At 48.2% G+C, this 22,894-nt stretch carries 18 protein-coding genes and 1 tRNA gene; 6 read left to right on the forward strand and 13 right to left on the reverse strand.

Annotated elements, in window-relative coordinates:
- Nucleotides 1–132: 132 nt before the first annotated feature.
- The 3 genes from SGRA_RS09000 to SGRA_RS09010 all read left to right on the forward strand — a co-directional run bounded on the left by SGRA_RS09000 (nucleotide 133) and on the right by SGRA_RS09010 (nucleotide 3,812).
- Nucleotides 133–1,512: a cytochrome ubiquinol oxidase subunit I gene (locus SGRA_RS09000; protein WP_015692343.1), complete on the forward strand. Its 1,380-nt coding sequence runs from the start codon at nucleotides 133–135 to the stop codon at nucleotides 1,510–1,512.
- 22 nt (nucleotides 1,513–1,534) lie between these two features.
- The gene (locus SGRA_RS09005) at nucleotides 1,535–2,551 is read left to right on the forward strand and encodes a cytochrome d ubiquinol oxidase subunit II (RefSeq protein WP_015692344.1); all 1,017 of its coding nucleotides are present in this window, start codon (nucleotides 1,535–1,537) and stop codon (nucleotides 2,549–2,551) included.
- A 289-nt stretch (nucleotides 2,552–2,840) separates the two neighbouring features.
- The gene (locus tag SGRA_RS09010) at nucleotides 2,841–3,812 is read left to right on the forward strand and encodes a hypothetical protein (RefSeq protein ID WP_015692346.1); all 972 of its coding nucleotides are present in this window, start codon (nucleotides 2,841–2,843) and stop codon (nucleotides 3,810–3,812) included.
- 310 nt (nucleotides 3,813–4,122) lie between these two features.
- Here the strand turns inward: SGRA_RS09010 and SGRA_RS09015 are convergent, their stop codons facing one another.
- Together SGRA_RS09015 and SGRA_RS09025 are read right to left on the reverse strand one after the other, a co-directional pair.
- On the reverse strand, nucleotides 4,123–7,332 hold the full coding sequence (locus SGRA_RS09015) for an ATP-dependent helicase (protein WP_015692347.1): 3,210 nt from the start codon (nucleotides 7,330–7,332) through the stop codon (nucleotides 4,123–4,125).
- A 1,116-nt stretch (nucleotides 7,333–8,448) separates the two neighbouring features.
- Entirely contained in the window at nucleotides 8,449–10,359 is a 1,911-nt protein-coding gene (locus SGRA_RS09025) for a sodium:solute symporter family protein (protein ID WP_015692350.1), read from the reverse strand.
- Nucleotides 10,360–10,421: 62 nt separating this feature from the next.
- Here SGRA_RS09025 and SGRA_RS09030 point away from each other — a divergent pair, with 62 nt between their 5' ends.
- Nucleotides 10,422–11,303 carry a tetratricopeptide repeat protein gene (locus SGRA_RS09030; RefSeq protein WP_015692351.1) on the forward strand — a complete coding sequence of 294 codons (882 nt, stop codon included), beginning with the start codon at nucleotides 10,422–10,424 and terminating at the stop codon, nucleotides 11,301–11,303.
- A gap of 221 nt (nucleotides 11,304–11,524) precedes the next feature.
- Here SGRA_RS09030 and SGRA_RS09035 read toward each other — a convergent pair whose 3' ends face one another.
- Complete coding sequence (locus SGRA_RS09035; RefSeq protein WP_015692353.1) at nucleotides 11,525–12,595, reverse strand: nucleoid-associated protein; 1,071 nt, start codon at nucleotides 12,593–12,595, stop codon at nucleotides 11,525–11,527.
- Between the two features lie 503 nt (nucleotides 12,596–13,098).
- Nucleotides 13,099–15,141, reverse strand: coding sequence for a peptidylprolyl isomerase (locus SGRA_RS19550; RefSeq protein WP_015692354.1), 2,043 nt, complete (start codon nucleotides 15,139–15,141; stop codon nucleotides 13,099–13,101).
- Here SGRA_RS19550 and SGRA_RS23810 point away from each other — a divergent pair.
- Nucleotides 15,140–15,382 carry a hypothetical protein gene (locus SGRA_RS23810; RefSeq protein WP_015692355.1) on the forward strand — a complete coding sequence of 81 codons (243 nt, stop codon included), beginning with the start codon at nucleotides 15,140–15,142 and terminating at the stop codon, nucleotides 15,380–15,382. The two genes, SGRA_RS19550 and SGRA_RS23810, sit on opposite strands and share 2 nt — an antisense overlap.
- Before the next feature lie 15 nt (nucleotides 15,383–15,397).
- Here SGRA_RS23810 and SGRA_RS09050 read toward each other — a convergent pair whose 3' ends face one another.
- The 8 genes from SGRA_RS09050 to SGRA_RS09085 form a co-directional block, all read right to left on the reverse strand.
- Nucleotides 15,398–15,922 carry a gamma carbonic anhydrase family protein gene (locus SGRA_RS09050; RefSeq protein WP_015692356.1) on the reverse strand — a complete coding sequence of 175 codons (525 nt, stop codon included), beginning with the start codon at nucleotides 15,920–15,922 and terminating at the stop codon, nucleotides 15,398–15,400.
- A 15-nt stretch (nucleotides 15,923–15,937) separates the two neighbouring features.
- Nucleotides 15,938–16,945, reverse strand: coding sequence for a lectin-like domain-containing protein (locus SGRA_RS09055; protein WP_015692357.1), 1,008 nt, complete (start codon nucleotides 16,943–16,945; stop codon nucleotides 15,938–15,940).
- Between the two features lie 201 nt (nucleotides 16,946–17,146).
- Nucleotides 17,147–17,563 carry a 6-pyruvoyl trahydropterin synthase family protein gene (locus SGRA_RS09060; RefSeq protein ID WP_002658780.1) on the reverse strand — a complete coding sequence of 139 codons (417 nt, stop codon included), beginning with the start codon at nucleotides 17,561–17,563 and terminating at the stop codon, nucleotides 17,147–17,149.
- Nucleotides 17,564–17,603: 40 nt separating this feature from the next.
- Complete coding sequence (locus SGRA_RS09065) at nucleotides 17,604–18,383, reverse strand: hypothetical protein (protein ID WP_071823148.1); 780 nt, start codon at nucleotides 18,381–18,383, stop codon at nucleotides 17,604–17,606.
- A gap of 256 nt (nucleotides 18,384–18,639) precedes the next feature.
- On the reverse strand, nucleotides 18,640–19,521 hold the full coding sequence (gene sucD / locus SGRA_RS09070; RefSeq protein WP_015692359.1) for a succinate--CoA ligase subunit alpha: 882 nt from the start codon (nucleotides 19,519–19,521) through the stop codon (nucleotides 18,640–18,642).
- A 99-nt stretch (nucleotides 19,522–19,620) separates the two neighbouring features.
- Nucleotides 19,621–19,950: an FtsB family cell division protein gene (locus SGRA_RS09075; protein ID WP_015692360.1), complete on the reverse strand. Its 330-nt coding sequence runs from the start codon at nucleotides 19,948–19,950 to the stop codon at nucleotides 19,621–19,623.
- Between the two features lie 187 nt (nucleotides 19,951–20,137).
- The gene (locus SGRA_RS09080; RefSeq protein ID WP_015692362.1) at nucleotides 20,138–20,752 is read right to left on the reverse strand and encodes a fumarylacetoacetate hydrolase family protein; all 615 of its coding nucleotides are present in this window, start codon (nucleotides 20,750–20,752) and stop codon (nucleotides 20,138–20,140) included.
- Between the two features lie 329 nt (nucleotides 20,753–21,081).
- Nucleotides 21,082–21,155, reverse strand: a tRNA-Ile gene (locus tag SGRA_RS09085).
- Nucleotides 21,156–21,234: 79 nt separating this feature from the next.
- Between SGRA_RS09085 and SGRA_RS09090 the strand changes: the two genes are divergently transcribed.
- A complete protein-coding gene (locus SGRA_RS09090; protein ID WP_015692363.1) occupies nucleotides 21,235–21,882 on the forward strand; it encodes an HAD family hydrolase in 648 nt (215 codons plus the stop codon).
- A gap of 165 nt (nucleotides 21,883–22,047) precedes the next feature.
- Here SGRA_RS09090 and SGRA_RS09095 read toward each other — a convergent pair whose 3' ends face one another.
- Complete coding sequence (locus tag SGRA_RS09095; protein ID WP_015692364.1) at nucleotides 22,048–22,866, reverse strand: prohibitin family protein; 819 nt, start codon at nucleotides 22,864–22,866, stop codon at nucleotides 22,048–22,050.
- Between the last annotated feature and the right edge of the window lie 28 nt (nucleotides 22,867–22,894).

Genomic DNA, 22,894 nt, shown 5'->3' on the forward strand with positions numbered 1-22,894 from the left:
TTTTTACAATTTATTAAAGAGCCAAAGCCCCTCCTTTGTGTTGATTATCACAACGGAACAGCCTTAAAAGCTCTTCTTTTGAGACAAGAAAATACTACTTCATAATTACACCAACTAAAAGTATATATCATTATGGGAGACCTACTTGCAGCCCGTTTACAGATGGCTTTTTCTTTGGGGTTTCACATCATCTTTGCCTGTGTGGGTATGGCCATGCCTTTCCTGATGGCTATTGCGCACTGGCGCTACATCAAAACTGGAGATGCTGTGTATAAGGACCTCAGTAAAGCTTGGTCTAAAGGGGTGGCGATCTTTTTTGCCACAGGTGCGGTTTCGGGCACCGTTTTATCATTTGAGTTGGGCCTACTCTGGCCCGAATTTATGGAGCATGCCGGCCCTATCTTCGGAATGCCCTTTTCTTTAGAGGGAACCGCCTTTTTTATTGAGGCGATTGCTCTCGGCCTTTTTCTTTATGGTTGGGGAAAAATCCCCAAATGGATTCACTGGAGCTCTGGCCTTGTGGTCGGTATTTCTGGGGTGGCCTCTGGTATTTTGGTCGTTGCGGCCAATGCCTGGATGAATAGCCCCACGGGTTTCGATTATGATCCCTTAACTAATACCTATAGTAATATTGACCCCATTGCGGCTATGTTTAATCCCGCCTGGTTTACCCAAGCCCTACACATGATTTTAGCCGCATTTACGGCTACGGGCTTTGCTGTAGCAGGAGTTCACGCCTTTTTGCTGATCCGCAAACCCGCCAACCGCTTTCACCAACAAGCTATGCGCATTGCGCTACTAGTGGGTGGAATTGCCGCTTTTCTACAACCCATTAGTGGCGATATTTCGGCCAAGGATGTGGCCGTCCGCCAACCCGCTAAATTGGCCGCTATGGAGGCCCACTTTCATACCGAGGAATATGCCGGCCTATTGATTGGCGGTATTCCCAATGAGGAAACTGGCGAGGTGCATTATGGCATCAAAATCCCTGGCCTATTGAGCTTTTTGGCCCATGGCGACTTTAAGCAAGAGGTGGTGGGATTAGACCAAATTCCAGAGGATGAACGCCCCCCTGTGGCCGTTACTCACTTCGCTTTCCAAATTATGGTGGGCGCAGGGACCTTCCTCATGATGGTCGCTTTTCTCTACTTTTTTGCCCAACGCTTCCGCCCCCGCTGGCTGGGACACAAAAACTTCCTTTGGCTGGTCGCGCTTAGCACGCCCCTAGGAATGTTGGCCGTAGAAGCGGGCTGGACCGTCACCGAGGTCGGCCGCCAACCCTGGATTATCAACGGAATTATGCGGACCAAAGAGGCCGTTACGCCTATGCCAGGTATTCAATATTCTTTCTATACGGTGGTCGTTGTTTATACGCTTTTGGCCGTTTTGGTGAGCTGGCTCATGAAACGACAGGTCCAAACCCTAGCCCAAAACTACGATAGTATGGATGAGGAAATTGACCTCAGCCAGAATAAAGCAAATACCAAAACAGAAGTTATAGAAGAATTATAGCTCCTCCAAAAGACCGATTTTTATGTTTATGTATATTGTCGTGCTGAGCTTCCTGCTCCTTTCTTTGCTCCTCTATGCCCTCTTGGGCGGAGCCGATTTTGGCGCCGGTGTGATTCAGCTTTTATCTACTACGCCCAAGGCCGAAAAAGTAATCGGCCGGGCCATTGGCCCCATCTGGGAGGCCAACCATATGTGGCTGGTGATTGCTGTGGTGATTAGCTTTATGGGCTTTCCCGCTATCTTTAAGGTGGTTTCTACCGCCCTGCATATCCCCGTTTTTATTCTGCTGCTGGGCATTATTTTCCGAGGAACAGCCTACGCCTTTAAACATTATGATGCCATTAAGGACGAAAAAAGCCAGTTGATGTATCATCGGGTCTTTGTCTGGGGTAGCCTTGTGTCTACACTCTTTATCGGCATTACCTTTGGCGCAATGAGCCTAGGCAAAATTGACCCCAATGCCGCCGATTTCTATACCGGATATATTGCGCCTTGGTTCAATTTCTTCTCCATCAGTGTGGGCTTTCTTACTACAGCGCTTTTCGCTTTTCTAGCCGCCGTTTATCTTATTGGCGAAAATGAAGACCCCGAGGTCAAGGATTTCTTTATTGCTAAGGCCTGGAAGTGGCTATTGGCTTCTGTAGCTATTGGTATAGTCGTTTTTGTTGCGGCCTATGTCGATGGTCTCCCTCTTTTCAATGAGTTGATTAGCAGCCCGCTCAGTATGTTGGCCATAGGCTTTGCCGCTGGCTCTTTGCCCCTTATGTTTAGCACCATCCGCAAAGGGAAGGTGGTCCTTGCTCGCCTAATGGCTGGCGCCCAAACGGTCCTTATTCTTGGCGCTTGGTTGCTCTTGCATTATCCGCACGCCATTATGCTCAGCAATGGGGGCAGCCTAGACCTCTATGATAGCCGCGCCCCCGATGCCACCTTGGCCGTGCTCGGCTGGGCCCTCCTTTTGGGCTCGCTCTTTATTCTACCGGCCCTAGGCTATCTTTATGTAGTCTTCAAAGGCCATGGTCCCGAAGAAAGCATTTAATTTTTCATAAGCAGCTTTACAGCCCTATTCTTGCTCCTCAAGAATGGGGCTTTTTTTTGGGGCCTCCTGCCTACGGCAGGCGCTACGTTTCGCAGCTCGCAGGTCTGCTCGGCCCTTCGCAGGCTTTGCCTGCTCGGTCTGGCCCTGTGGGCCACTGCTGCACATCGCTAGGCCGCTCATCCTTTGGTTTTCAGGCTAGCCGTTTTGCTTCGGCCCCAAAATTTTTATGGCTTAAAAAAGCATTCTTTTAGCTTTGCCTTTATTTACAGCTAAACAATTGGTATTAAAGATGAGACTCCTTTTTTTCCTCCTGTTTTCTTTTTCCCTTCATGCCCAAACTAGCTCCTACTTTCTATTTGATGAGGAAAGCCAAAGCCCCATTCCCTACACTAGCCTTAGCTTAAAGGATCATAGTCAGCATTGGAGTACAGATAGTTTGGGCCAACTAACTATTGCAGCAAAATTTCAACAAGATAGCCTTTTTGTCCGTAGCCTTAACTACCCCAATGCAGCCATTATCTTAGCTCATCTGCATACAGATACCATTTGGTTAAGCCCCCAAACTCATCAATTAGAAGGGATTACCATTAAGGCCAAAAAAGCAAAGAAGAAACGCATCCGCCCTAAAGGAAAAACGGTAAAAGCCTACTACTCTTTGAATAAATTTAGCTCTGATAATACTCGTTATCTTAGGCAGCGGAAGGCCAGATATTTTGAAAACAGAGAACAAAAGACAGGCTATCTAACAGAAATTGCCTTTGATGTAATCAATAAAAGAGGTTGGGAAAATGCTTTTAGACTTTGGATTTATAGTCATCAAGATAGTGTTCCGGGCCAAGCAATCAGTCCCCCCATTGACTTTATTCCCGAACAAAAAAACGCTTGGCAAAAATGCAATCTTCAAGATTACCGAATAGAAGTACCTAAGAATGGCTTTTGGGTAGTTGTAGAAGCCGTTAAAGATTCTGCTCATCTAGAGGCGCCCTCTTATTCGGCCAAAGACACCACAATTACCGACTTAGAGCGATGGCGAGTTCGTACTGACCAAGACGGTCATGTAATTTCTTATCACAGGCGGCATCGAACAGGACTTAGAACAGAGCTGCTAAAGTCTCCTTATTGTAGTAGTTACGCTTTTCAAAGCTACACAACCAAAGGCCCCCAACAGCCTTTAGCCTGGCAAACAAGCTGTATTTATCATGATACCAAAGAATATAAAATCTCCTGTATCAAAATGAAAGCTTGGGTTTATTGGGATTGAATGATGGCTTTTTGGCCTTTGAGCAGTAGCTAAAAACAGAACAGTAAGAAAATATTCTTTTCTACGGTTTTGCAGGCGGCCAAACTAGTTCATTTCATGTGGGTTTTAACCCTCATTCATATATCATTGCGCAGCAATACCACTCTTGCTGTAGGTTTCAACCTACAGTAAAAAGGAGCGAAGCGACGCGGCTGAGGGATGGACAGCAGGGCCGCCGCAGGCGGCAGACCAAAGCGCTGAAAGCGCTGCAGGGCCGAGCGAACAGCGAGCTGCGAAACAGCCCGACCCGAGCGAAGCGAGTGGGCAGCCCCTAATCATCCAAGGCTTCTACTTCCTCATCTCGGAAACTGCTAGGAATCTGCTGATGCTGTACAAAATTGCACCATTTACAGTCTTTTTTCTGACAGCCCTCGGCAAATTCATGCCGCTTAATTTTGGCGTAGACCTCCTGCACCAATTCGCCCATATTGGCCAGATCCTCTGCATGGATGTCCATTTCTTTTTCGGGAAAATGCCCCGCTTCATTGGGACTGATATAGTCAATTTCAGCAGAAATGGCCCGCCCCTCGATCTGTCTAGAGCTCTCTAAAAGTAGGGCGTAAAAGACCAGCTGCCGATAGTAATTGCCGCCCAAAGGGTTGCGTTTATGCGGCTTTCTGAAGCGCTTCTCTTCTAGCTTTCCCGTTTTGTAATCAACGATATGCCAAAGGCTACTGCCCTTTTCTACCTGCACCAATTTATCGATGTTTCCCGTTAGGGGCACGCCCTTGTATTGGGTGCCATAAAAGGACTGTTCTAGCAAGATTTTTTTGTCCAACTCCTGCCCAAAACGCTCTTGTCGCTGCTCATAATAGCGCTTGAGGTATTTGAGGCCCAAATCGAGGGCTTCCTCATAGGCTCTTTGGCTAAATAGCAGCCGCTTCATCTCCAAACGCTCTTCAAAAAGAGAGACAAAAGCGGGCAAAGAAGGCAGCCGCAGCCGCGCATTATTTTGCCCCTGCCGCAAAAGTTCTTCTAGGGCCTCATGCACCGCCTGCCCATAAAGCGCCTCCACGCTTTGGCTGGCCGGCAGACGCAACACCCGCTGAAAATAAAAGCTCAAAGGGCAATTGAGGTAGGCATTTAGGGCCGTTACACTCAAACGGAAATCTTCCAGTTGGGCCGCAATTGTGGCCGGATCGACCAAAAGTTCTTGGGGTAAACGCTCGGGCAAATACTGCAAAAACTGATGGCGATATTGCTGCAAAGTAGAAGCCGGCAGCTGTACTTGCTGCTCTTCTAGTTCTGCATCAATCATCAAATCATCGACAAAAGAGAGGCGCTTACAAGATTTTCCTTGGCTGTCATTAGCATGGTAGGAGATCCGCAAATAGGCCCTAGAACGTGTCATGGCCACATAAAATAAGCGGCGACTGGCCTCTTCTTGGTCCAAAACCGCATGGGCCTGCGATAAGTTATCGGGTAATTTGAACTTCTTGATGCTTCGGCGGCTATTCGGCCCCCAAGTTCCATCCAAACAATGCAGCATAAAGACATACTGAAACTCTAGGCCCTTAGAGGCATGAGCGGTCAGTAATTGCACCCCATCTTCGGCATAGCGGCTATGCGTCATGGGCAAGCGCAGCTGATTGTCTTTCATGCGCTGGATCAGCTCCAAAAGGCCCCATAAATTAAGCTCCTCTTTTCGCTCTGACTCCCTGCGGACAAAGTCGAAAAAAGTGTTGAGCAAGCCCAAATACCAATCTTTTTCTGCGGCTTCACTGGCGTACTGCAATAGGCCCGATCGGTTAAATAACAGCTCCATCAACCGACTGAGCGGCTCATTGACCGACCAGCCCGTGGCCTCATCAAAAAACTCGACCAAAGCCCTGATTTTTTCGGGGGCAATGAGCCGCAGTTCTGTCAAATCGGGAGCCATCTGCAGCAGGTCCCGCCAAGCTAAGGGCTCTTTTTCCTTGGCCAGATAACGGCGGCGGTTTTCCCGCACCATATAGTTGACCAACTTGCGTCGGTCGCTGGCCAAAATGGGAATAAACTGAAAGTGCAAGAGCTCATAAAGGTATTCTTCTCCCGAATAAGGTTGCTCAAATTCTAAGGCCAAATACTCCAACAGCAGCAAGAAGTTCTTAATCAAACTCTCTTCTAAAATATTGATTTGCCGCTTGGTCTGATAGGGAATTTCGGCCTGCTCCAATAGACGGATCAGGTCCTGAGACTGCCGGTGGCGAGCGTAAATAATGGCCACCTCCGCCAGGTTTTGCTTTTCGGCTTGGAGCTGCTTGATCTTTTCAACAATGGCGACTTCTTCCTCAAAAGCTGTAGGGTATTGCTGTAGTTCTAGCTCTATTTCTTCGCCCTGCTTAAAGGGGCGGCGCGCCCTGAGTTTTTTGTCCAGCTCCAAGGCCTCCAACAAAGAAATAATGCGCAATTCATTATGGTCGATCAGGGCTTTGGAGGCATCCAAAATCTCTTGACTCGAGCGGTAGTTGTCTTGCAACATGACCAAGCTCAGGCCATTTTGATAGCGCTCAAAAAAGTCGATCAGGTTTTTTACCCTAGCTCCCTGAAACTCAAAAATAGATTGGTCGTCATCGCCCACAATAAAGATATTGGGCTGCTCCCAAAAGCCAATGAGCTGCATCAAAATCTGATTTTGCGCCCCATTGGTATCCTGAAATTCATCGACCAAGATATAGAGATATTGTTCTTGATAGCGCAACAGCAACTCCTCCTGTTCGGGGTCCAAAAAGGCCCGCAACACCCAAAGAATCATGTCGGCATAGTCGTAACAACTGGCCTCTTCCATCAAAAACTCATATTCCTCAAAGAGGGCAGCGGCAGACAATAGCCGTTGCATCCGCTCTTTTTCCTCCTGATAGGCCTTGAGTTTGAGATCGCCCTTTTTATAGTTGCTACCATTTCGCTGATAGCGATACTTTTTATCCTCCTTGATATAATCGAGATAATCCTCAATTTTTTCTTGGACCAGCTCGAGGGTCCAGCCCTCTGTTTTCATCAACTGAAACAGCCGCAGCAATTGGCCCTCATAGCGATAAGGTTGGCGGCGAGAGCGACGCAAAGGATGATCGGGCTCCAAACCATCTAGCAATTGACGAGCAAAATCAATCTGCTCTAGTTCCGTGGCCAATTGCCAGTTTTTCTGCCCAAAGTTATCGGGGTTTTCAAGGATGACCTTATTGCAAAAAGAGTGAAAGGTATAAATATGAATGCGGTAGGCCTCTGGACCAATAAATTCCAATAATCGCTGACGCATGGCCTGCACGCCCGCATCCGTAAAGGTCAAACAAAGAATGTTGTAGGGTCGGCTATCGGTCTGCAAGAGAATTTGCCCAATCCGCGCCGCCAAAATATGCGTTTTGCCCGTCCCTGGCCCAGCAATCGTCATCACGGGCCCTTCAATCTGCTCCACGGCCGCCCGCTGCGAATCATTGAGCTGCTTCATAATTTTTTCAAAGCGACGATGATAAAGCGACTGCTGATAAGATAATTTGGGGGCCATAAGCAAAGTTAAAAGCGATCAAAAAACGGCTTTAAAGATAAGGCTTTTTAATCAGGCTGGGCCATCTGAAAGATAAATCTCTCTTTCTTATTGTTTTTTTGGGGCTGCCCCGCCCTGCGGGCGGGTCGGGCCATTGCGCAGCTCGCTGCTCGCTCGGCCCTGCAGCGCTTTCAGCGCTTTGGTCTGCCGCCTGCGGCGGCCCTGCTACAGCCCCTCAGCCGCGGGCCTTCGGCCCTTTTTACTGTAGGTTGAAACCTACAGCAAGAGTGGTATCGCTTCGCAATGATATATGAATGAGGGTTAAAACCCTCATGAAATGACTTTTCCGCCTGCTATCTGTGACTGCAGGTTGAAACCCGCAGCCAATTTAGGAACGGCACAGCTAGCTCTTAACGAACAATTGGCCTGCAGCTTAAAAGCCGCAGGACCTGAAAAACCGAATAGCTGCTCTACCGAACCAAAGCAGGGGCTTTTAAGCCGCTGCGGCTAGAAAAATGATGGCCCAAGCAAATTGGCTGCTGCCTTTAGGCTGCAGGAACAGTGATTTAAGAGTCTGTTTAAAATTTTATGTCTGCCCTTTTTGCTGCCTAGGGATAAGCCCCTAGGCGACTATTGGCCAAATCCTAACAAGCTAAAGACCAAAATTTCATTCTAATACACAAAATCCTGAACAGTCCCCTGATTTTGGCCCCAACTATTAGGGATTTGTTAAAAATGAAAATAATGTAACAAAATCAAAAAAGGTAAAAGTTATGTAAAAAACATAACTGGCTATGTCTGGAACATAACTGGCTATGTCTGAGACATAACTGACTAGCTATATAAAAGGGCCAATTTTGCGGTTTTAGAGGCCCTAAAAGTTAAATTGATGAGGGTTAAAACCCTCATCAATTTATTATTGCGGAGCAATACCAATTGTTGTTTGGCTGTAGGTTTTAACCTACAGGCCCATATAGCAGGCGGCAAAGCCGCCGCAAAGGAGCGAAGCGACTGGCCTAGCGATGCGAAAGGGGGCGGCGAAGCCGCAGACCAAGGCCGTCAGGCCGAAGGGCCGAGCAGACCTGCGAGCCCTGAAGCGTAGCGCCGCAAGGCGAAGCCGCAGCGGAGGCCCCTCCCCTACTTCTTTCTTTGCAAAAGATAAAGGACAAGCAGGGCCAAAAGGGCCGTTCCTCCGAAAATTGCCGCCTCGGTATAGGCTAAAAACAGTAATTTGCCCACCGCAAAAAGCAGGCTGTAGGTCAGGACAATAGCCGCCAACCATTGGCCCAATAAAGAAAGTAACGGGCGGTTATTGCTCTTTATGTCCAAGCCCGACCAATCGCCTAGGGGACGGACTTTCTGATAAAAAGCTTGAAGCACTTTTTGGTCGGTAGCGGGAGTGAAAATCATGACCAGCAACCAACTTATAGTGGTAAATAGGACCGTTGTGGGCAGGGCCTCCTCAAAGGGGACCTCATAATAGAAAAAGGGGATGCTAATCAAGGCGGGGGCAATCATGGCCGTCAGCTCGGCCCAAGCATTGATGCGCCACCAATACCAACGGAGAATGAGCAGCAAGCCCAAGCCGGCTCCAGCTTGTAAAATAAAGGCCCAAGCGCCAGAGATTTGCTCAATAAAGAGGCTGATGCCTGCGGCCGCCAAGGCCAAGAAAATATTGAGCAAACGAGAGATCCAAACGTAGTGTCCCTCTGTCTGTTGAGGCTGCAAAAAACGCTTATAAAAGTCATGTACCAAATAACCTGCGCCCCAATTCAACTGCGTAGAGACCGTACTCAAATAAGCCGCTAAAAAGGCCACGAGCAACAGCCCCAAAAGACCCGGCGGTAAGAAATCGCGCATAGCCATCACATAGCCTTGGCGATAAGAAAGTTGATAATCTATGGCTGAGGCCAGCTTGGGATTTTCGGCAGCAGCAGCGGTTAGTGCCTGGCGAAAAGCAGGCAATTGGGCCAATAATTCAGGAGATTTTGCGCTCAGATCTGCTTTTTCATCTAGTACTTCTTGGGCGGTCCAGCCCGCTTCTACATACTGATTATACTGCTGTTTCAAGGGACCCTCAGGCAATTGGGGGGGCAAAGCATAGAGTAAAATAGCCGCCAAGCCCACCAAAATCCAAGGCCAAGGCCGCAAGCAATAATGCGCCATCTGAAAGAGTAAACTGGCCGATTGAGCGGCCTTTTCGCTGCCCGTGCTCATCATCCGCTGGGCGGTATAGCCGCCCCCACCTGGCTCGGCGCCGGGGTACCAACTGGCCCACCACAAAATGCCCAAATAGGCAATAAAAGAACTAATGCCAAAGTAGAGACCAGAACCCTCTTTTTGGGTAGAGGGAAAGAAATCGAGTAGGGCGGGATCTTCTGCTTTAAGCTGGCTAGTGAGTCCCGACAAGCCCCCAATTTCTGGCTGATCCAAAACCACATAGGCCAAAATAATACAGCCCAAAATGGCCACCACAAACTGCAGCGCATCCGTTACGGCCACGCCCAAAAGGCCTGCCACAGCGGAATAAACAGCCCCCAAAAGCAGTAAACCTAAGGTATAAAGAAAGGCCATACCTTCGGTCAGGCCAAAAATGCCTTGCAAAAGAGAACTCATGGCCAAATTGACCCAAGCCAAGATGATAATATTGAGAAAAAGGCCCAGATAAATGGCCTTAAAGCCCCTTAAAAAGCGGGCAGCGGGACCGCTATAGCGCAGCTCAATAAACTCCACCTCTGTCAAGACCCCAGAGCGTTGCCAAAGGGGGGCAAAAAAGAAGGTCGTCAGCATTCCCCCCGCCAAAAAGTTCCACCAGAGCCAGTTGCCCGAAACCCCATTTTGCCCCACCAATTCGGCCACCGCCAAGGGCGTATCTGCGGCAAAAGTAGTGGCCACCATCGACAAACCCGCCAGCCACCAAGGCAGCTTTCGGTTGCCCAAGAAAAAAGCCTCTAGGCTCTTGCCCGATTGCCGCCCATAAGAAAGCCCTAGGGCAATAATGAGGAGCAAAAAGCCAATAATGACTCCCCAGTCTAAAGTTGTCAGCATAATTTTATAGATTTAACAGCCTTTCGTAGAAAAGCCTTAATTTAGGCCACAAAATAACTGTTATGGAAAAATTCTATACCCAAATAAAAAAATTTGACCAGCTGGCAGAGCAGGAAGACTACTATGCCGCCCTTGTTGCTGGCCAAGAAGCCTTTGAGATTTTGCTCTATAGCGATGATGATCCCGTAGTGGTAGAACCCGCCCTGATTGGGGCCATTGACCGCCTTCAGCGCTTTATTGGGCAGTTGGTCCAACTTCCCGAAATTGAGGAGAATGAATATGTAGAAGAGGTGTTGGCCCAAATGAAGGCCGAGCTATCCGCCTATATCGCCGATGAATCGGAAGCCGAGGACCTCGGTATGGCCATTGTCGAATTGGCCCGCCTGACACATTACCTCAAGGGAGCTGCCGATTATCTCAAAATGGAAAATCTGCCTTTGGGCCAAAATGCCGACCCCAAACTCATCATTGCCGTTCAGGAAGATGGCAGTATGCAGCTCTATGGCCGCATGGCCGAGGACGGACTCAGCCAGGAAGAGGCCCAAGCCATGATGCAGCGCTTTCAACAGTTGCTCTCTCCAGATGCCCAGGAAAGTGACCTCAGCCAATTGCTCAATCTAGCCGCCCAACTGATGGTCAAAGGCGCTTTGGAGGAGGCCAAACAGGCCTATTGGCAGATCCAAGAGCAGTATCCCGACTATCAGGCGCAATGCCAAACGGGACTAGGCGCCTGCGCCTATTATCAAGAAAATTTTGAGCAGGCCATTGAGCATTATTTGTTGGCCCTAAAGGCTGGCGAATCGGAAGATCGCTGCGCCTATAATGTCTCCGAAAGCTGCCAAGCCCTCATCTTTGCCACAAATGACCGCAACGAAAAAATGAAATGGGTCTACTTCTTCAAAGAGCATTTTCCCGAAATCGATCAGCAGTTTGAGCTGGATTAAGTAGGCTGTATTTTGGGGCTGCCCCGCCCTGCAGGCGGGTCGGGCTGTGCCGCAGCTCGCAAGTCTGCTCGGCCCATCGCTTTTTCGCTTTGCTCAAAAGCTCGGTCTGGCCTGCGGCCACTGCTATCCATCCCTCAGCCTGCGCTGGCTTCGCCAGCTGCTGGACCAAAAAAGGGGCGGTTGATTTTAATCAACCGCCCCTTTGCTATGTCTTCTTGGACCTATTTCTCTTCATTAAAGTAGAGCTTATAGTAGTACATGCCTTTTTCCTCATCAAAGCCCTTTTGGAGGAGGCCCTCCTCTTGGGCTTGGGCCGATTGGACCTTAATCTCCATTTGGCTATCAAGCTGAATCACTCGCTTAAAAGAGCGGGCCGCCTTCTTTACCGCAGGCGTAGCAATAAAGAAAGGTTCTTCCTCTACATCCTCTAAGCCTACCTTTTCTTGATACTGTTGTTTGTAGCTATTAAACTGCTCTTTCTTCTCTTCATTATCCTCAAAAATTTGCTCCACAAACTCCTCCGCATCAAAGCTATCTTGGGTCTCAAAATACTCCAAAGACTTATTGAGGAAAGCCACTTGCTCCTGCTTTTCTTCGGCCTCAAATTGTTGCTTGCCAAAATCCTTACACATCTTGAGGTAGGTCTGTGTATAAAAGAGCTCATCTTGCAGCTGCGTAATTTGCAAAAACTCATCTCGCCAATACTTAGCCTCCGAGCTTTTGAGGTCGACAGAAGCTACTCTAAAACCACTTTCTGCTTCTATATTAAAGACCAAGCAGCCCTTATCCATTTTCTTGAGGTCTACCCCCTCCTCAAAATAAAAGGTCCAGTCTTCTTCCTCATCTAAGCGAAGCTTGAGAAACTGCTCCTTATTTTCTGTTTTGAAAATACCAATGGCTTCCACCAATTCGTCATTGACCAAAATGTCTTCAAAATAGACCAGATAGAACTCTCCGCCCTTAATTTTGGGGTGGTTGGAGCAATTGTAGAGCTGCTGCAACATCAAAACCGATTGCTCATAAAAGGTCTCGGCATCGGCCTGTTCAAAAATGGCTTTGCAGTAGCTAAAGATTTCATTCATCTCTAGCTCGCTAGCATGATTAAACTGATAAAACTCTTCAAATTTGAAAGAGCCCAAAAAGAAGTCTTGCAACTGTTCTTTTTGTTCGGCCTGAGGTAGGGGCAGCAATTTGCTAGCGACCTTCATGCCCTCATCTCGGCTTTTGTTGCCTAGGCGATGTAGGGCCAAACGGCGCATTTGTATTTCGGATAAAACGACTTGGGTATCCATAGTTATTTGTTTTGGGCAAAGATAAGGCTTTATTCCCTCCGGCGCATAAAAAAAGTCCCGCTTCCTTTTCAGAAAGCGAGACCCACACTATAAGAACACCCAATTAAAACCTTTAAAATCTTCTTGATTAGATTTCATTTTTTCGTCAAAAGCTATGCCAAGCAACAGCTTTTTTATTCACTCAATTCTTAAAGAATTGTTAGTTGTATTATTACTTTTCTGGAGAAGTTCCACCAATAACGGTGCCTAATTAAGCTTTGTTTTATACCCAAAGCTTAAAATATTGTTAATCTAAACTAAAAAGAGAATAACGAAACTTTTAGTTAAAACTGGGCCATTTTGCGGCAAGCAGGGCGCGAAGCGCCCGCAGGCTGAGGGATGGACAGCAGTGGCCCAAAGGGCCAGACCCAGCAAAATGAGCGCAGCGAATTTTGCGCAGGGCCGAGCGAACAGCGAGCTGCGAAACAGCCCGACCCGAGCGAAGCGAGTGGGCAGCCCCTCTCCTACAACAGCTTGGCCCGAATAATTTGATCTCCCAACTCTAGCTGATGCAACTGCTCTAGGCCTTCGATGACCTGACCAAAGAGGGTATATTTTCCGTCTAAATGAATAGCGGGACTATGCGTGATGAAAAACTGGGCCGATTCGGTATCCTTGCCTGCCGAGGCCATGCCCACGGCGCCAGCTTGGCTATAGCTTCTTTGGCTAAATTCCGAAACGATATTGAAGTTGAGACTGCCCCAACCATCGCCTCTAGGGCAGCCCGTTTGGGCCACAAAGTTGGGCACTACACGGTGAAAAGCCTTGCCATCATAGTAGCCCGCCTTGACCAACTGAATGAATTGGATGACGGTGGCGGGACATTCCTTGAGATAGGTTTCAATTACAATTTTGCCTCGGCTGGTGGTAAGCTCTACCTTGGGTTTTTCGGGTAGGGCCTTGATCAATGCCCAATCGATTTCGGGAAATTTCTGCTTGGCATAGGGGCGCTCGGGGCTATTACTGCCTTCAATATAATTGATGGCCCTTTGCAGCAGCATATGCGTTTCTAGGTCTCGGGGCAGTTGCAATTGGCTTTGGGCCGTTTTGAGAAAACTTGCATCGGGAAAAGCCTCTTTGAGTTTGAGGCTAGGCGTACTAATAGCGGTAGCCACTACGGCCAGGGCGCCGGGGTCGCCATCTTGGACCAATTTGCGGAGCAGTTGATGAAGTTCGCTGCGGGCGCGTTCTTTGCCGACCACCCCATGCACTAGGTCAAAATCGGGCAGGCCACAAATGCTAACGAGTCCCTCGGCCACGGCCGATTTCACGATAGGCGCAACCTCCTGCAGGCTGTCGGCTGGAAAGGCCATTTGGCCCAACAAGCGATGATTGAGCGCATAGCGGCCCAGGGCCTGCAAAAGCAATTGTTGTTCGTAGGGATTTTGGCTAGCCTTGGCCATTTGGGCCAATTTATTACTAATAAACTGCTTAGAGGGGCGACGGTAGGCGGGCAATTTGGCCAAAGCAGCCCCATAGAGCTCGGCCCGAATCGCCCAATCTATGCTATCACTTCGCTCATCGGCCCATTTGATGTAATTAAAGGCATCGCCCTCGGCCCCATATTGTCTAAAAAACTGTGCGGCCAATAATTGGACCTGTCGACTGGTATCTCGCAAAGCGCCATAGGCCAGATTTCGGCTAGAGTCGTAGGGAAAATACTGCAATCCTCTCAAAATATTGGCCCGAACCCGATAATCTTCCTCTTCTTCAAAGGTCGTTTTTAGGGCCGAAAAAGCAGCTGGCGTTTTGGCCTTGGCTAGGGCCAAAACCAGAAACATCCGCATATCGGGGTCCTTTTCTTCTTGCACATTATTGATCAGTAAGTTCTCGTATCGGCTGAGGTCTAGGCCTGCCACTCGGGCCAAATAATTGGCGGCAATAAAGCGGGCTTTTTTGGGCATCAGGCTATTGGCCAAATAATCGTTAATCATTCGAGAGCTGCCTTCGGGTTGCACCATGCCCCGCAAAGCAAAGCGATAGAGGCCCAGCGCCAGCCCGTTGAGCAAGAGCGAATCTTGCAGGGCGTAGGGTCTAGAAGTACAAAGGTCTTTGAGGTCCTTGGCATCTCCCGATCGGCCCACGGCTTCTAGAATACTGGCCAAAACGGCTCGGCTACTATCTTGCTGAAAGGCCTCGGCCAGATAGTCGGCGGCCTTGGCATTTTCGGTTTGCCCCAAAGCAAAAGCGGCCGCCATGCGCAGCTCCTCCGTAGGGTCGCCTAGGGCATCGGCCAAATGATCAATAGCGGCACTATCTTGCACCGAGGCTAGGGCCATAGCGGCCGCATATCGGTGGTCCAGATTATCCACGGCCAAATAGGTAATTAGGGCCTCGGTATTGGCCTTACCTTCAGCATTTCGCTTGGCACGGATATCAAAAATTTGCTGCAAAACGGCATCCTCCAAAGAGAGGTTGAGCTCTTCTTTTGGCAGCTCTTCGGCCCCGCCGCAGCTGGCCAAAACTAACAACATCAGGCCCAAAAGGGGCATATATAATTTCATCATGATTTGTATTAACTTCTGTATTTTTTGGGGGCTGCCCCTGCGGCCTTCGGCCTTGGGTCGGGCTGTGTCGTGGCTCGCAGGTCTGCTCGGCCCTGCAGTTTTTTCGCTGCGCTCAAAAACTTGGGTCTGCGGCTATCGCCGCACCACTTTCCATCCCTCAGCCGAGGGCAGAATCTTGGCGCTAAGGGCTAAAAAAGAGGGCTATTCCTTCTCCATTGGCAAGAAAAAAGGGCCAATTTAGCCCTTCTTTTATTCTCTATTTTTCCTCCTCTTCATACCAGGAGGCATACATCATATAGGCCTCGGCAATGCGCTCAATCTCATTTTTGAAGAGCTCTGGAGAAAGAGATTTTATTTTTTTGGCGGGCACTCCCGCATAAACTGCATTAGATTCTAATTGGGCATTTTCTAAAATTAGGGCCCCAGCGGCAATCAGGCAATTGTCGGGCACTACGGCATTATCCATAATAATGGCGCCCATGCCCACCAGCACCTTGTTGCCAATCGTACAACCGTGCACCAATGCCCGATGTCCAATAGAGACCGAATGGCCAATTGTTGTTTTTGTTTTTTGGTAGGTACAGTGCACCACTGCCCCATCCTGAATATTCACCTTATTGCCAATTCGAATGCTATTCACATCGCCTCTGAGCACGGCCTGAAACCAGATACTACAGTCGTCGCCCATCTCAATATCTCCCGTGAGCGTAGCATTTTCGGCCAAAAAGCAGTTTTTGCCCCAGCTGGGCGTCTTTCCTCTTACGGTTTTAATTAGCGCCATAAACCCCAAATAATTTTAAGCCCGAATAGTGGCTATATGTACAATTTTTTTGCTTACCCGATGGTCTCCATTGGTCACGCTAATATAATAGATCCCAGAGGGAAGACCAGGCAGATTAAAGTAATATTGATTTTGTCGAACAGAGTGGGTGGGAATTTCATAAATGAGTTTGCCTGTCGCATCAAAGAGCTGCATCTGAATGTACTGCTCTTCGGGCAGTTGGAGGTCTATGGTCAGTTTCTCTTGGATAGGATTGGGATAAATGCCCACCCCTTCTTGAAAAGAGCGTTTTTGCTCAAAGACTTCATCTACAGAAACCGAGACCGACTGCACGCAGACCATCTGCATATTCGGTTTTTTGCCCGTGCTGGCCGTAAAGCCAAAATAAACATCTTGGTCCATACCAAAAAACTGGCTCAGGTCTTTGCGCAAGCTCAGGCGGATTTCCCCATCAAAGAGGACCTCTAGCAATTGTTTGGAGGGCGACCAGCGGATGGTGACATCATGGTATTCGCAATCCACCACAGATTGTCCGTTGCTGCGCAGCCGTTTGGCCGGGCCAATAGGAAACTCTTGCTGGCCATTTTGGACCACGGCCATATGCGGCAAATACATATCTCCAATACCAGGGCTATATTTACTATCTAGCTCAATGGCCAAAGAGGGGGCTAGGCCTTCACAGTCTTTTGTTTTGCCAAAACCTAGGCTTTTGCCTGCGCAGCCCAGGGCATCAAAGCCCGTTTTATCTTGATGAAAGACAAAGGCGAGGCCTTCACCAGCATAGCGGTTGCAGCCAAAATTAACAGCAAAGTGTAATTCTAGGGCATTTTCCATGCGAATAGGGTACTCGCACCAAATACTCCCCACCTCTTGGTTCACCTCATCCGAGGTAAGGCGGTAGCAGTTTTCAGAGACCAACTGGCTAGCGCCATTTTGGGTAAAAGAGGGCTGGGCCCAACTTATTTTAGGGGCCGCAAAAAGGCTAAGCCAAATGGTAAAAATATAAGCAGTTCGTACAAGCATGTAGGCGACATTTACTCCTGAAGCTGTACTGCTCGAGGAGCGCAACTTCAATCTGAGACAGCCCTTAAAAGAAGGGCTGTACATGATGGGGGCTAGCTGCTTTGGGGAAGGGGGGCTGAAGTCGCAAGTTCTTGCTCTAAAAGCGGCTTCTTTTGCAGCTTAAAGCAAGATAAAAACTTTTGACTAGAATTTAGATTTTGCCTAGGCCTGCTCTTCATACTCCACATAATTGCGGGGGGTTTCGTAGAGGCGAACGCCAATCTTAAATTTGGGGTCTAGATGTTCTTTAAGAATTTTCCAGATCAGCCAACAGATATTTTCTGCGGTGGGATTAAGGGTTTTAAACTCTTCTACCTGTAAGTTGAGGTTTTTGTGGTCAAATTTGGCCTCAATCTTATGCTTAATGATATCATTGAGAATTTTGAGATCAATCACATAGCCTGTTTCGGGGTCTACAGGGCCAGTTACCTTAACCTCTAATTCATAATTGTGGCCATGATAATATTCATTATTGCAAAGGCCAAAAACCTCTTCATTTTGCTCGGAGGTCCAGGCGGGATTATGTAGGCGGTGGGCGGCATTAAAGTGAGCCCTGCGATAAACAGACATTTGGCGCATAGTAGTAGTTTTGATCGTGAACTGATTTTAAAACAAACAGTTATTGAGCCTTAAGGTTTTTATTTTGAAAAAGGGCCTGAAATTCCTCGCTGCTCAGCCGTCTTTTTAGGCGGCTATGTTGGCGGGCCGCATCAGAAATGCTTTTGATGTAGACCAGGCCGAGGCCTTGGGCATAAATTTCTTGGCGTTGGCCTTGCATTTTCCAGTGGCCGCCATTGATTGAGTCGTTGGTTTCTGAAAACTCTTCTACATCCAATTGGATAGCGGGCAGTTCTTGGCCCTCCCAACTAAAGGTAAGGGATTCTTTAGACAAGCTTCTGTTGCGAACAATATCATAAACAACTGCGGTATCGGGGGCTATGCTAAAATTAACCCAAAAGCGATATACCTGTCCCGCTTCTTGGGTAGGCTTAAAAGGATAGAGAACGGGCTCTTTAATTTTGGCCGAGCTCGTATGGCTTTTTCCGCTGCTATCGGTTTGGAAGAAGCGATAATCTTTGAGGATGGCCCCATCGGCTAGGATTTGGCTGCGGAAAAACTGTTGTTGTTCTCCTTTTTGGTTGTAGTTGGTCCCTAACAAAAATTGGTTGCCCGCTTTATCATAAACCGTATTATAGAGCCAGTAATCTATCTGGCCCGTGCTATCATCTACATACTCATAGACTTGGGGTTCTTCTAGGGCTTTGATGGGAAAATAATAGGCTTTGATATTATTGGCTTCTACCTCAGTGGCGGGCTGCTCCTCAGTTTTTGGAGCTTGAGGTTGGCAGGCGGAAAATAAAAATAGGCTGAGGGCAAGAGCCGAAAAAAGGGTTTTCATATAATTTATATTTTGGTTTGATTCTGCGTTTTGCAGGCGGCGAAGCCGCCGAAGGCTGAGGGGCTGTAGCAGGGCCGCCGAAGGCGGCAGACCAAAGCCCGCAGGGCTGCAGGGCCGAGCAGACCTGCGAGCTGCGCAATGGCCCGACCCGCCCTGCGGGCGGGGCAGCCCCAAATAAAAAGGAAACATAAAAAAAGAGTCACCCCCTCATAAAAAGAAGTGACCCTTTAGTCAGTCTGAGCATTATCTATGCTGCTTAAGCTTTAACAGCTTCTAGTGCTTTAACGATAGTTTCGCCAATTTGGGCGGGAGTATCGACAGTGATTACGCCACATTCGCGGAGAATAGCGTATTTGGCTTCGGCAGTATCGTCTTTACCGCCAACGATGGCACCAGCATGGCCCATTTTGCGGCCCTTAGGAGCTGTTTTACCAGCAATAAAGCCCACAACGGGTTTAGTACCATGTTCCTTGATCCAACGAGCAGTTTCTACCTCCATTTGGCCTCCGATTTCGCCAATCATAACGATAGCGTCTGTGTCGGGATCTGCCATAAGAAGTTGTACGGCCTCAATCATGGGCGTACCCAAAACGGGGTCACCACCAATACCGATACAAGTAGACTGGCCCAAACCGGCCTTAGTTACTTGGTCTACGGCCTCATAAGTGAGGGTACCAGATTTAGAAACGATACCGATGCGGCCGGGGTTGTGGATAAAGCCGGGCATGATACCCACCTTGGCACCGCCGGGGGTAATAATACCGGGGCAGTTGGGGCCAATGAGGCGCACGCCTTTATCATTAACATAAGCCTTCACCTTCAACATGTCTTGCACGGGAATGCCCTCTGTGATGCAAACGATGAGGTCTACACCAGCATCGGCAGCTTCCAAAACGGCATCAGCAGCAAAAGCTGGGGGGACAAAAATGATAGAAACATCGGCGCCAGTCTCTTTTACTGCATCTTCTACAGTATTAAAAACCGGGCGGTCCAAATGAGTAGTGCCTCCTTTACCTGGAGTTACACCGGCTACCACATTGGTGCCATATTCAATCATCTGTTGACCGTGGAAAGAGCCTTCCTTTCCGGTAAAACCTTGAACGACAATCTTAGAGTCTTTATTAACGAGTACCGACATGAAAAAAGGGTTTTAAAACAAGTGATAGACAGAACGGGTTTTCCGCTCTTACAATTACCTTCAAATTTAGAAAATTATATTTAGCCTGCCAATTTCCCTCTAAGGTTTCTTTTGAATGATAAAGATATCCTCATCATCTTTTTTCATCAGATGCTCTTCTCGGGCAAATTGCTCGAGGTGGCGGTCATCGGTGCTCAGGTTTTCCCTTTTGCGGCTATCTTTTTCAATTTCAGCCTCAAAATAAGCCTTTTTGGTTTGCAGTTCTTGCAAGGTTTTGTTGAGCCGATACTGGTTCATGATGCTGTGCTGATCAAAAAGCAGCATCCAAAAGCCATAGACAATAGCGGCCACCACATATTTGTTGCGGAGGCTGGGGGGCAGTTTGTCGATCCATGCCCGAATATTGATATCTAGTTTTTTTCTTGCCATAATTGCTTTGTTTTGGGGCTGCCCCTCGCCTATCGGCTCGGGTCGGGCTGTGTCAGGGCTCGCAAGCCTGCTCGGCCCTGCGCGGGCTGCGCCCGCTGGGTCTGCGGCTGCGCCGCCCCCTTTTCCATCCCTCAGCCAGTTCTGTGGGCCAAGGCCCACAGAAGAGGGCTAAAGCCCTCATAAAAGTTTAGCGAATTTCGCAGCTGAGTAATTCTTGGCCCTTCAAAAAGCCTTTATACTCTTGGCCTTGGGCAATGGGGCCCACGCCAGCCGGCGTTCCTGTAAATATAAGGTCTCCCTTCTGCAAACTGAAAAACTTAGAGACATAAGCAATTAAATTGTCTATATCTGTAATCATCTTGCGGCTATCGCCCTGCTGAACGCTTTGGCCGTCTTGCTTTAGCTCAAAACAATAATGGCCCTCGGCTTCTTGGGCCTCGGCCTTGGGCAAAAAGCGGCCCACAATAGCCGAATGATCAAAGGCCTTGGCAATTTCCCAAGGATGCCCCTTTTCTTTGCATTTGCTCTGCAAATCTCTGGCCGTTAGGTCGATGCCCAAACCCACTTCTTCATAATATTTATGGGCAAATTTTGGCGCCACCGATTTGCCCGTTCGGCAAATCTTAATCACCAACTCTAGCTCATAATGAATGTCTTGGCTAAAGTCCGGATAATAAAAGGCTTTGCCGTCTTTCAATAAGGCCGTGCTGGGCTTCATAAAAATGAGCGGCTGCTTGGGCAAGGCATTATTTAATTCTGCAGCATGCTCGGCATAATTACGCCCTATACAAATGATTTTCATAAGCTTTTAGCTGATAAAAGCGGCTGTCGCCAACTATTTGTTTGAAAAAATGTAAACAAAAAGCTGCAAAAGTTTTCAAATTACTCCTTTTTGTTTTACCTTTGAAACAGCGGGAAAAGGGAAGTTCACCGCTCAACTTTAGTCATAGAACAAAGGTTTAGACGCCTTTGCACTATTTCAATTCAATAGAAAAAGTTCTTATCGTTTTAGTGTAGGTCTTTTAATTGTTGTCTCATTTGTCTGTCTAGAGAAGCCTTAGGGCTTCTCTTTTTTTTTGCCTATCTCCCAAAACAAAAAAGCCTCAATATCCAGCAGGAGATTGAGGCAGGTGGTCCCACTTGGGCTCGAACCAAGGACCCACTGATTATGAGTCAGTTGCTCTAACCGACTGAGCTATAGGACCATTTTTTCGCAAACCTCGGTTTTTTCATTAGTTTGCGAACACAAAAGTAAGAACTAATTTTTTTAGGACCTAAAAAACGATGCAAAATATTATGCTTTTTCCCAAAAACATTCTTTTTGACCTTGGCGGGGTGATTCTCAACCTCGATATTCCCCGAACAATGGCTTGCTTTAAAAGCTTGGCCGGCAGCGAGGAAGAATTTAACCGCATTTTTGGCCTTTTGGCCCAAGAGGAGCATTTTGAGCGTTTTGAAAGAGGCCAAATTTCAGCCGATGATTTTTTGGCCCGTTTTGTCGATTTGGCCAAGCGGCCCATAGATAAGGCCCAAGCAAAAATGGCCTGGAACGCCATGCTGCTCGATCTGCCCGCCCAGCGCATCAATTGCCTACAAAAGTTGCGGGCCAAAGGACACCGACTCTTTTTGCTCAGCAATATTAACGAGATCCATTTGGAGGAGGTCCGCAAGATTATTCGAGAGCAACATGGCGCTCTTGACTTTGATGGCCTTTTTGAAAAAGCCTATTACTCGCATGAGATTGGGCGGCGCAAACCAGATATTGCCACTTATCAGTGGTTGGCCGAGGATGCTGGCATTTTGGCCCAAGACACTTTATTTGTAGATGATAATGCCGATAATATAAAAGGCGCCCGAGAAGCAGGCTTCTGGGCGCAATTGCATTTGGCCAATACTGATTTGGAACGGGCCATGGCCAATTACCTAAAGTAATGGCCCTATTTTTTGGATGGGACAGGCGGCGAAGCCGCCGCAGGCCTAGCTGCCTGTAGGGGTGGCCCAAAGGGCCAGACCAAAGCGCTTTAGCGCTGCAGGGCCGAGCAGACCTGCGAGCCCCGGAAGGGAGCGGCCGCCAAAGGCGGCAGGCCCCAAAACCCTTTACTTATCGCCTAAAATCAGGGGGAGGCCCTTATCGCCTCCTCCTACCACAATCACCTTGGTGTTGGGCGAATTGGCGAGTTGGAGCGTGGCTTCAATTCCTTTTTCGGTCAAAATCTTATCGTTCAAACTTTGGGTAAGAATTTGGTTGGCCTCGGCCTTGGCGCTAGCCTCGATCAGGATCCGCTCTTTTTCCTTGCGTTCTTGGGCCAAAATATATTCATACTTCAGGGCCTTTTGTTCGGCCTCAATTTTTTCCTCAATGGCGCGGCGCACCTTATCGGGCAGCTCGATATCGCGGATCAAAACGGCTCTAAGATCAATAAAATTAGTGGCCAAAATTTTCTCCAAATCGGTTTGGATGAGCCCTTGGACCTCATCTCTTTTGGTCGAGTAAAGCTCTTCGGGTTTATAGCGGCCGATGATGGTCCGCACCGCAGAGCGCACCTCAGGTTTGACCAAAGTATTCATATAATTTTCGCCAAATTGCTCGTGCAAATGCCCAATTTTATCAAAAGAAGGGTTAATTCGGACCGTCAAATCGAGTTGGATATTTAGGCCATTGCTCGACAAAACCGTCATGCTTTCCTCCAGTTGTTGCTCCCGCACATCATAAATATACATGCTGTTCCAGGGGGCCAAAACATGAAAACCGGGGGCATAAGTTTTCTCTTTGTCAATTCCTTTTCCGAAGGGTTGGAAGAGCACCCCTCTAAAGCCCGCATCAATGGTCAGAAAGGTACTATTGACCAAAACGAGGGTAAAAATGGCGATGACCAGGCCAATCACGCCAAAAATAATCAATCGACTGTTGTTCATATTTTCTGTAGTTTGTTATGAGGATATA

This window comes from Saprospira grandis str. Lewin, assembly GCF_000250635.1.
Lineage (GTDB): Bacteria > Bacteroidota > Bacteroidia > Chitinophagales > Saprospiraceae > Saprospira > Saprospira grandis.

Coding starts and splice junctions, on each gene's coding strand:
- SGRA_RS09065 (WP_071823148.1), bottom strand. CDS start 18,383: ATGAAAACCCTTTTTTCGGCTCTTGCCCTCAGCCTATTTTTATTTTCC.
- SGRA_RS09000 (WP_015692343.1), top strand. CDS start 133: ATGGGAGACCTACTTGCAGCCCGTTTACAGATGGCTTTTTCTTTGGGG.
- SGRA_RS09095 (WP_015692364.1), bottom strand. CDS start 22,866: ATGAACAACAGTCGATTGATTATTTTTGGCGTGATTGGCCTGGTCATC.
- SGRA_RS09025 (WP_015692350.1), bottom strand. CDS start 10,359: ATGCTGACAACTTTAGACTGGGGAGTCATTATTGGCTTTTTGCTCCTC.
- SGRA_RS09015 (WP_015692347.1), bottom strand. CDS start 7,332: ATGGCCCCCAAATTATCTTATCAGCAGTCGCTTTATCATCGTCGCTTT.
- SGRA_RS09005 (WP_015692344.1), top strand. CDS start 1,535: ATGTTTATGTATATTGTCGTGCTGAGCTTCCTGCTCCTTTCTTTGCTC.
- SGRA_RS09075 (WP_015692360.1), bottom strand. CDS start 19,950: ATGGCAAGAAAAAAACTAGATATCAATATTCGGGCATGGATCGACAAA.
- SGRA_RS09060 (WP_002658780.1), bottom strand. CDS start 17,563: ATGCGCCAAATGTCTGTTTATCGCAGGGCTCACTTTAATGCCGCCCAC.
- SGRA_RS09030 (WP_015692351.1), top strand. CDS start 10,422: ATGGAAAAATTCTATACCCAAATAAAAAAATTTGACCAGCTGGCAGAG.
- sucD (WP_015692359.1), bottom strand. CDS start 19,521: ATGTCGGTACTCGTTAATAAAGACTCTAAGATTGTCGTTCAAGGTTTT.
- SGRA_RS09035 (WP_015692353.1), bottom strand. CDS start 12,595: ATGGATACCCAAGTCGTTTTATCCGAAATACAAATGCGCCGTTTGGCC.
- SGRA_RS09090 (WP_015692363.1), top strand. CDS start 21,235: ATGCAAAATATTATGCTTTTTCCCAAAAACATTCTTTTTGACCTTGGC.
- SGRA_RS09050 (WP_015692356.1), bottom strand. CDS start 15,922: ATGGCGCTAATTAAAACCGTAAGAGGAAAGACGCCCAGCTGGGGCAAA.
- SGRA_RS19550 (WP_015692354.1), bottom strand. CDS start 15,141: ATGATGAAATTATATATGCCCCTTTTGGGCCTGATGTTGTTAGTTTTG.
- SGRA_RS23810 (WP_015692355.1), top strand. CDS start 15,140: ATGATTTGTATTAACTTCTGTATTTTTTGGGGGCTGCCCCTGCGGCCT.
- SGRA_RS09055 (WP_015692357.1), bottom strand. CDS start 16,945: ATGCTTGTACGAACTGCTTATATTTTTACCATTTGGCTTAGCCTTTTT.
- SGRA_RS09010 (WP_015692346.1), top strand. CDS start 2,841: ATGAGACTCCTTTTTTTCCTCCTGTTTTCTTTTTCCCTTCATGCCCAA.
- SGRA_RS09080 (WP_015692362.1), bottom strand. CDS start 20,752: ATGAAAATCATTTGTATAGGGCGTAATTATGCCGAGCATGCTGCAGAA.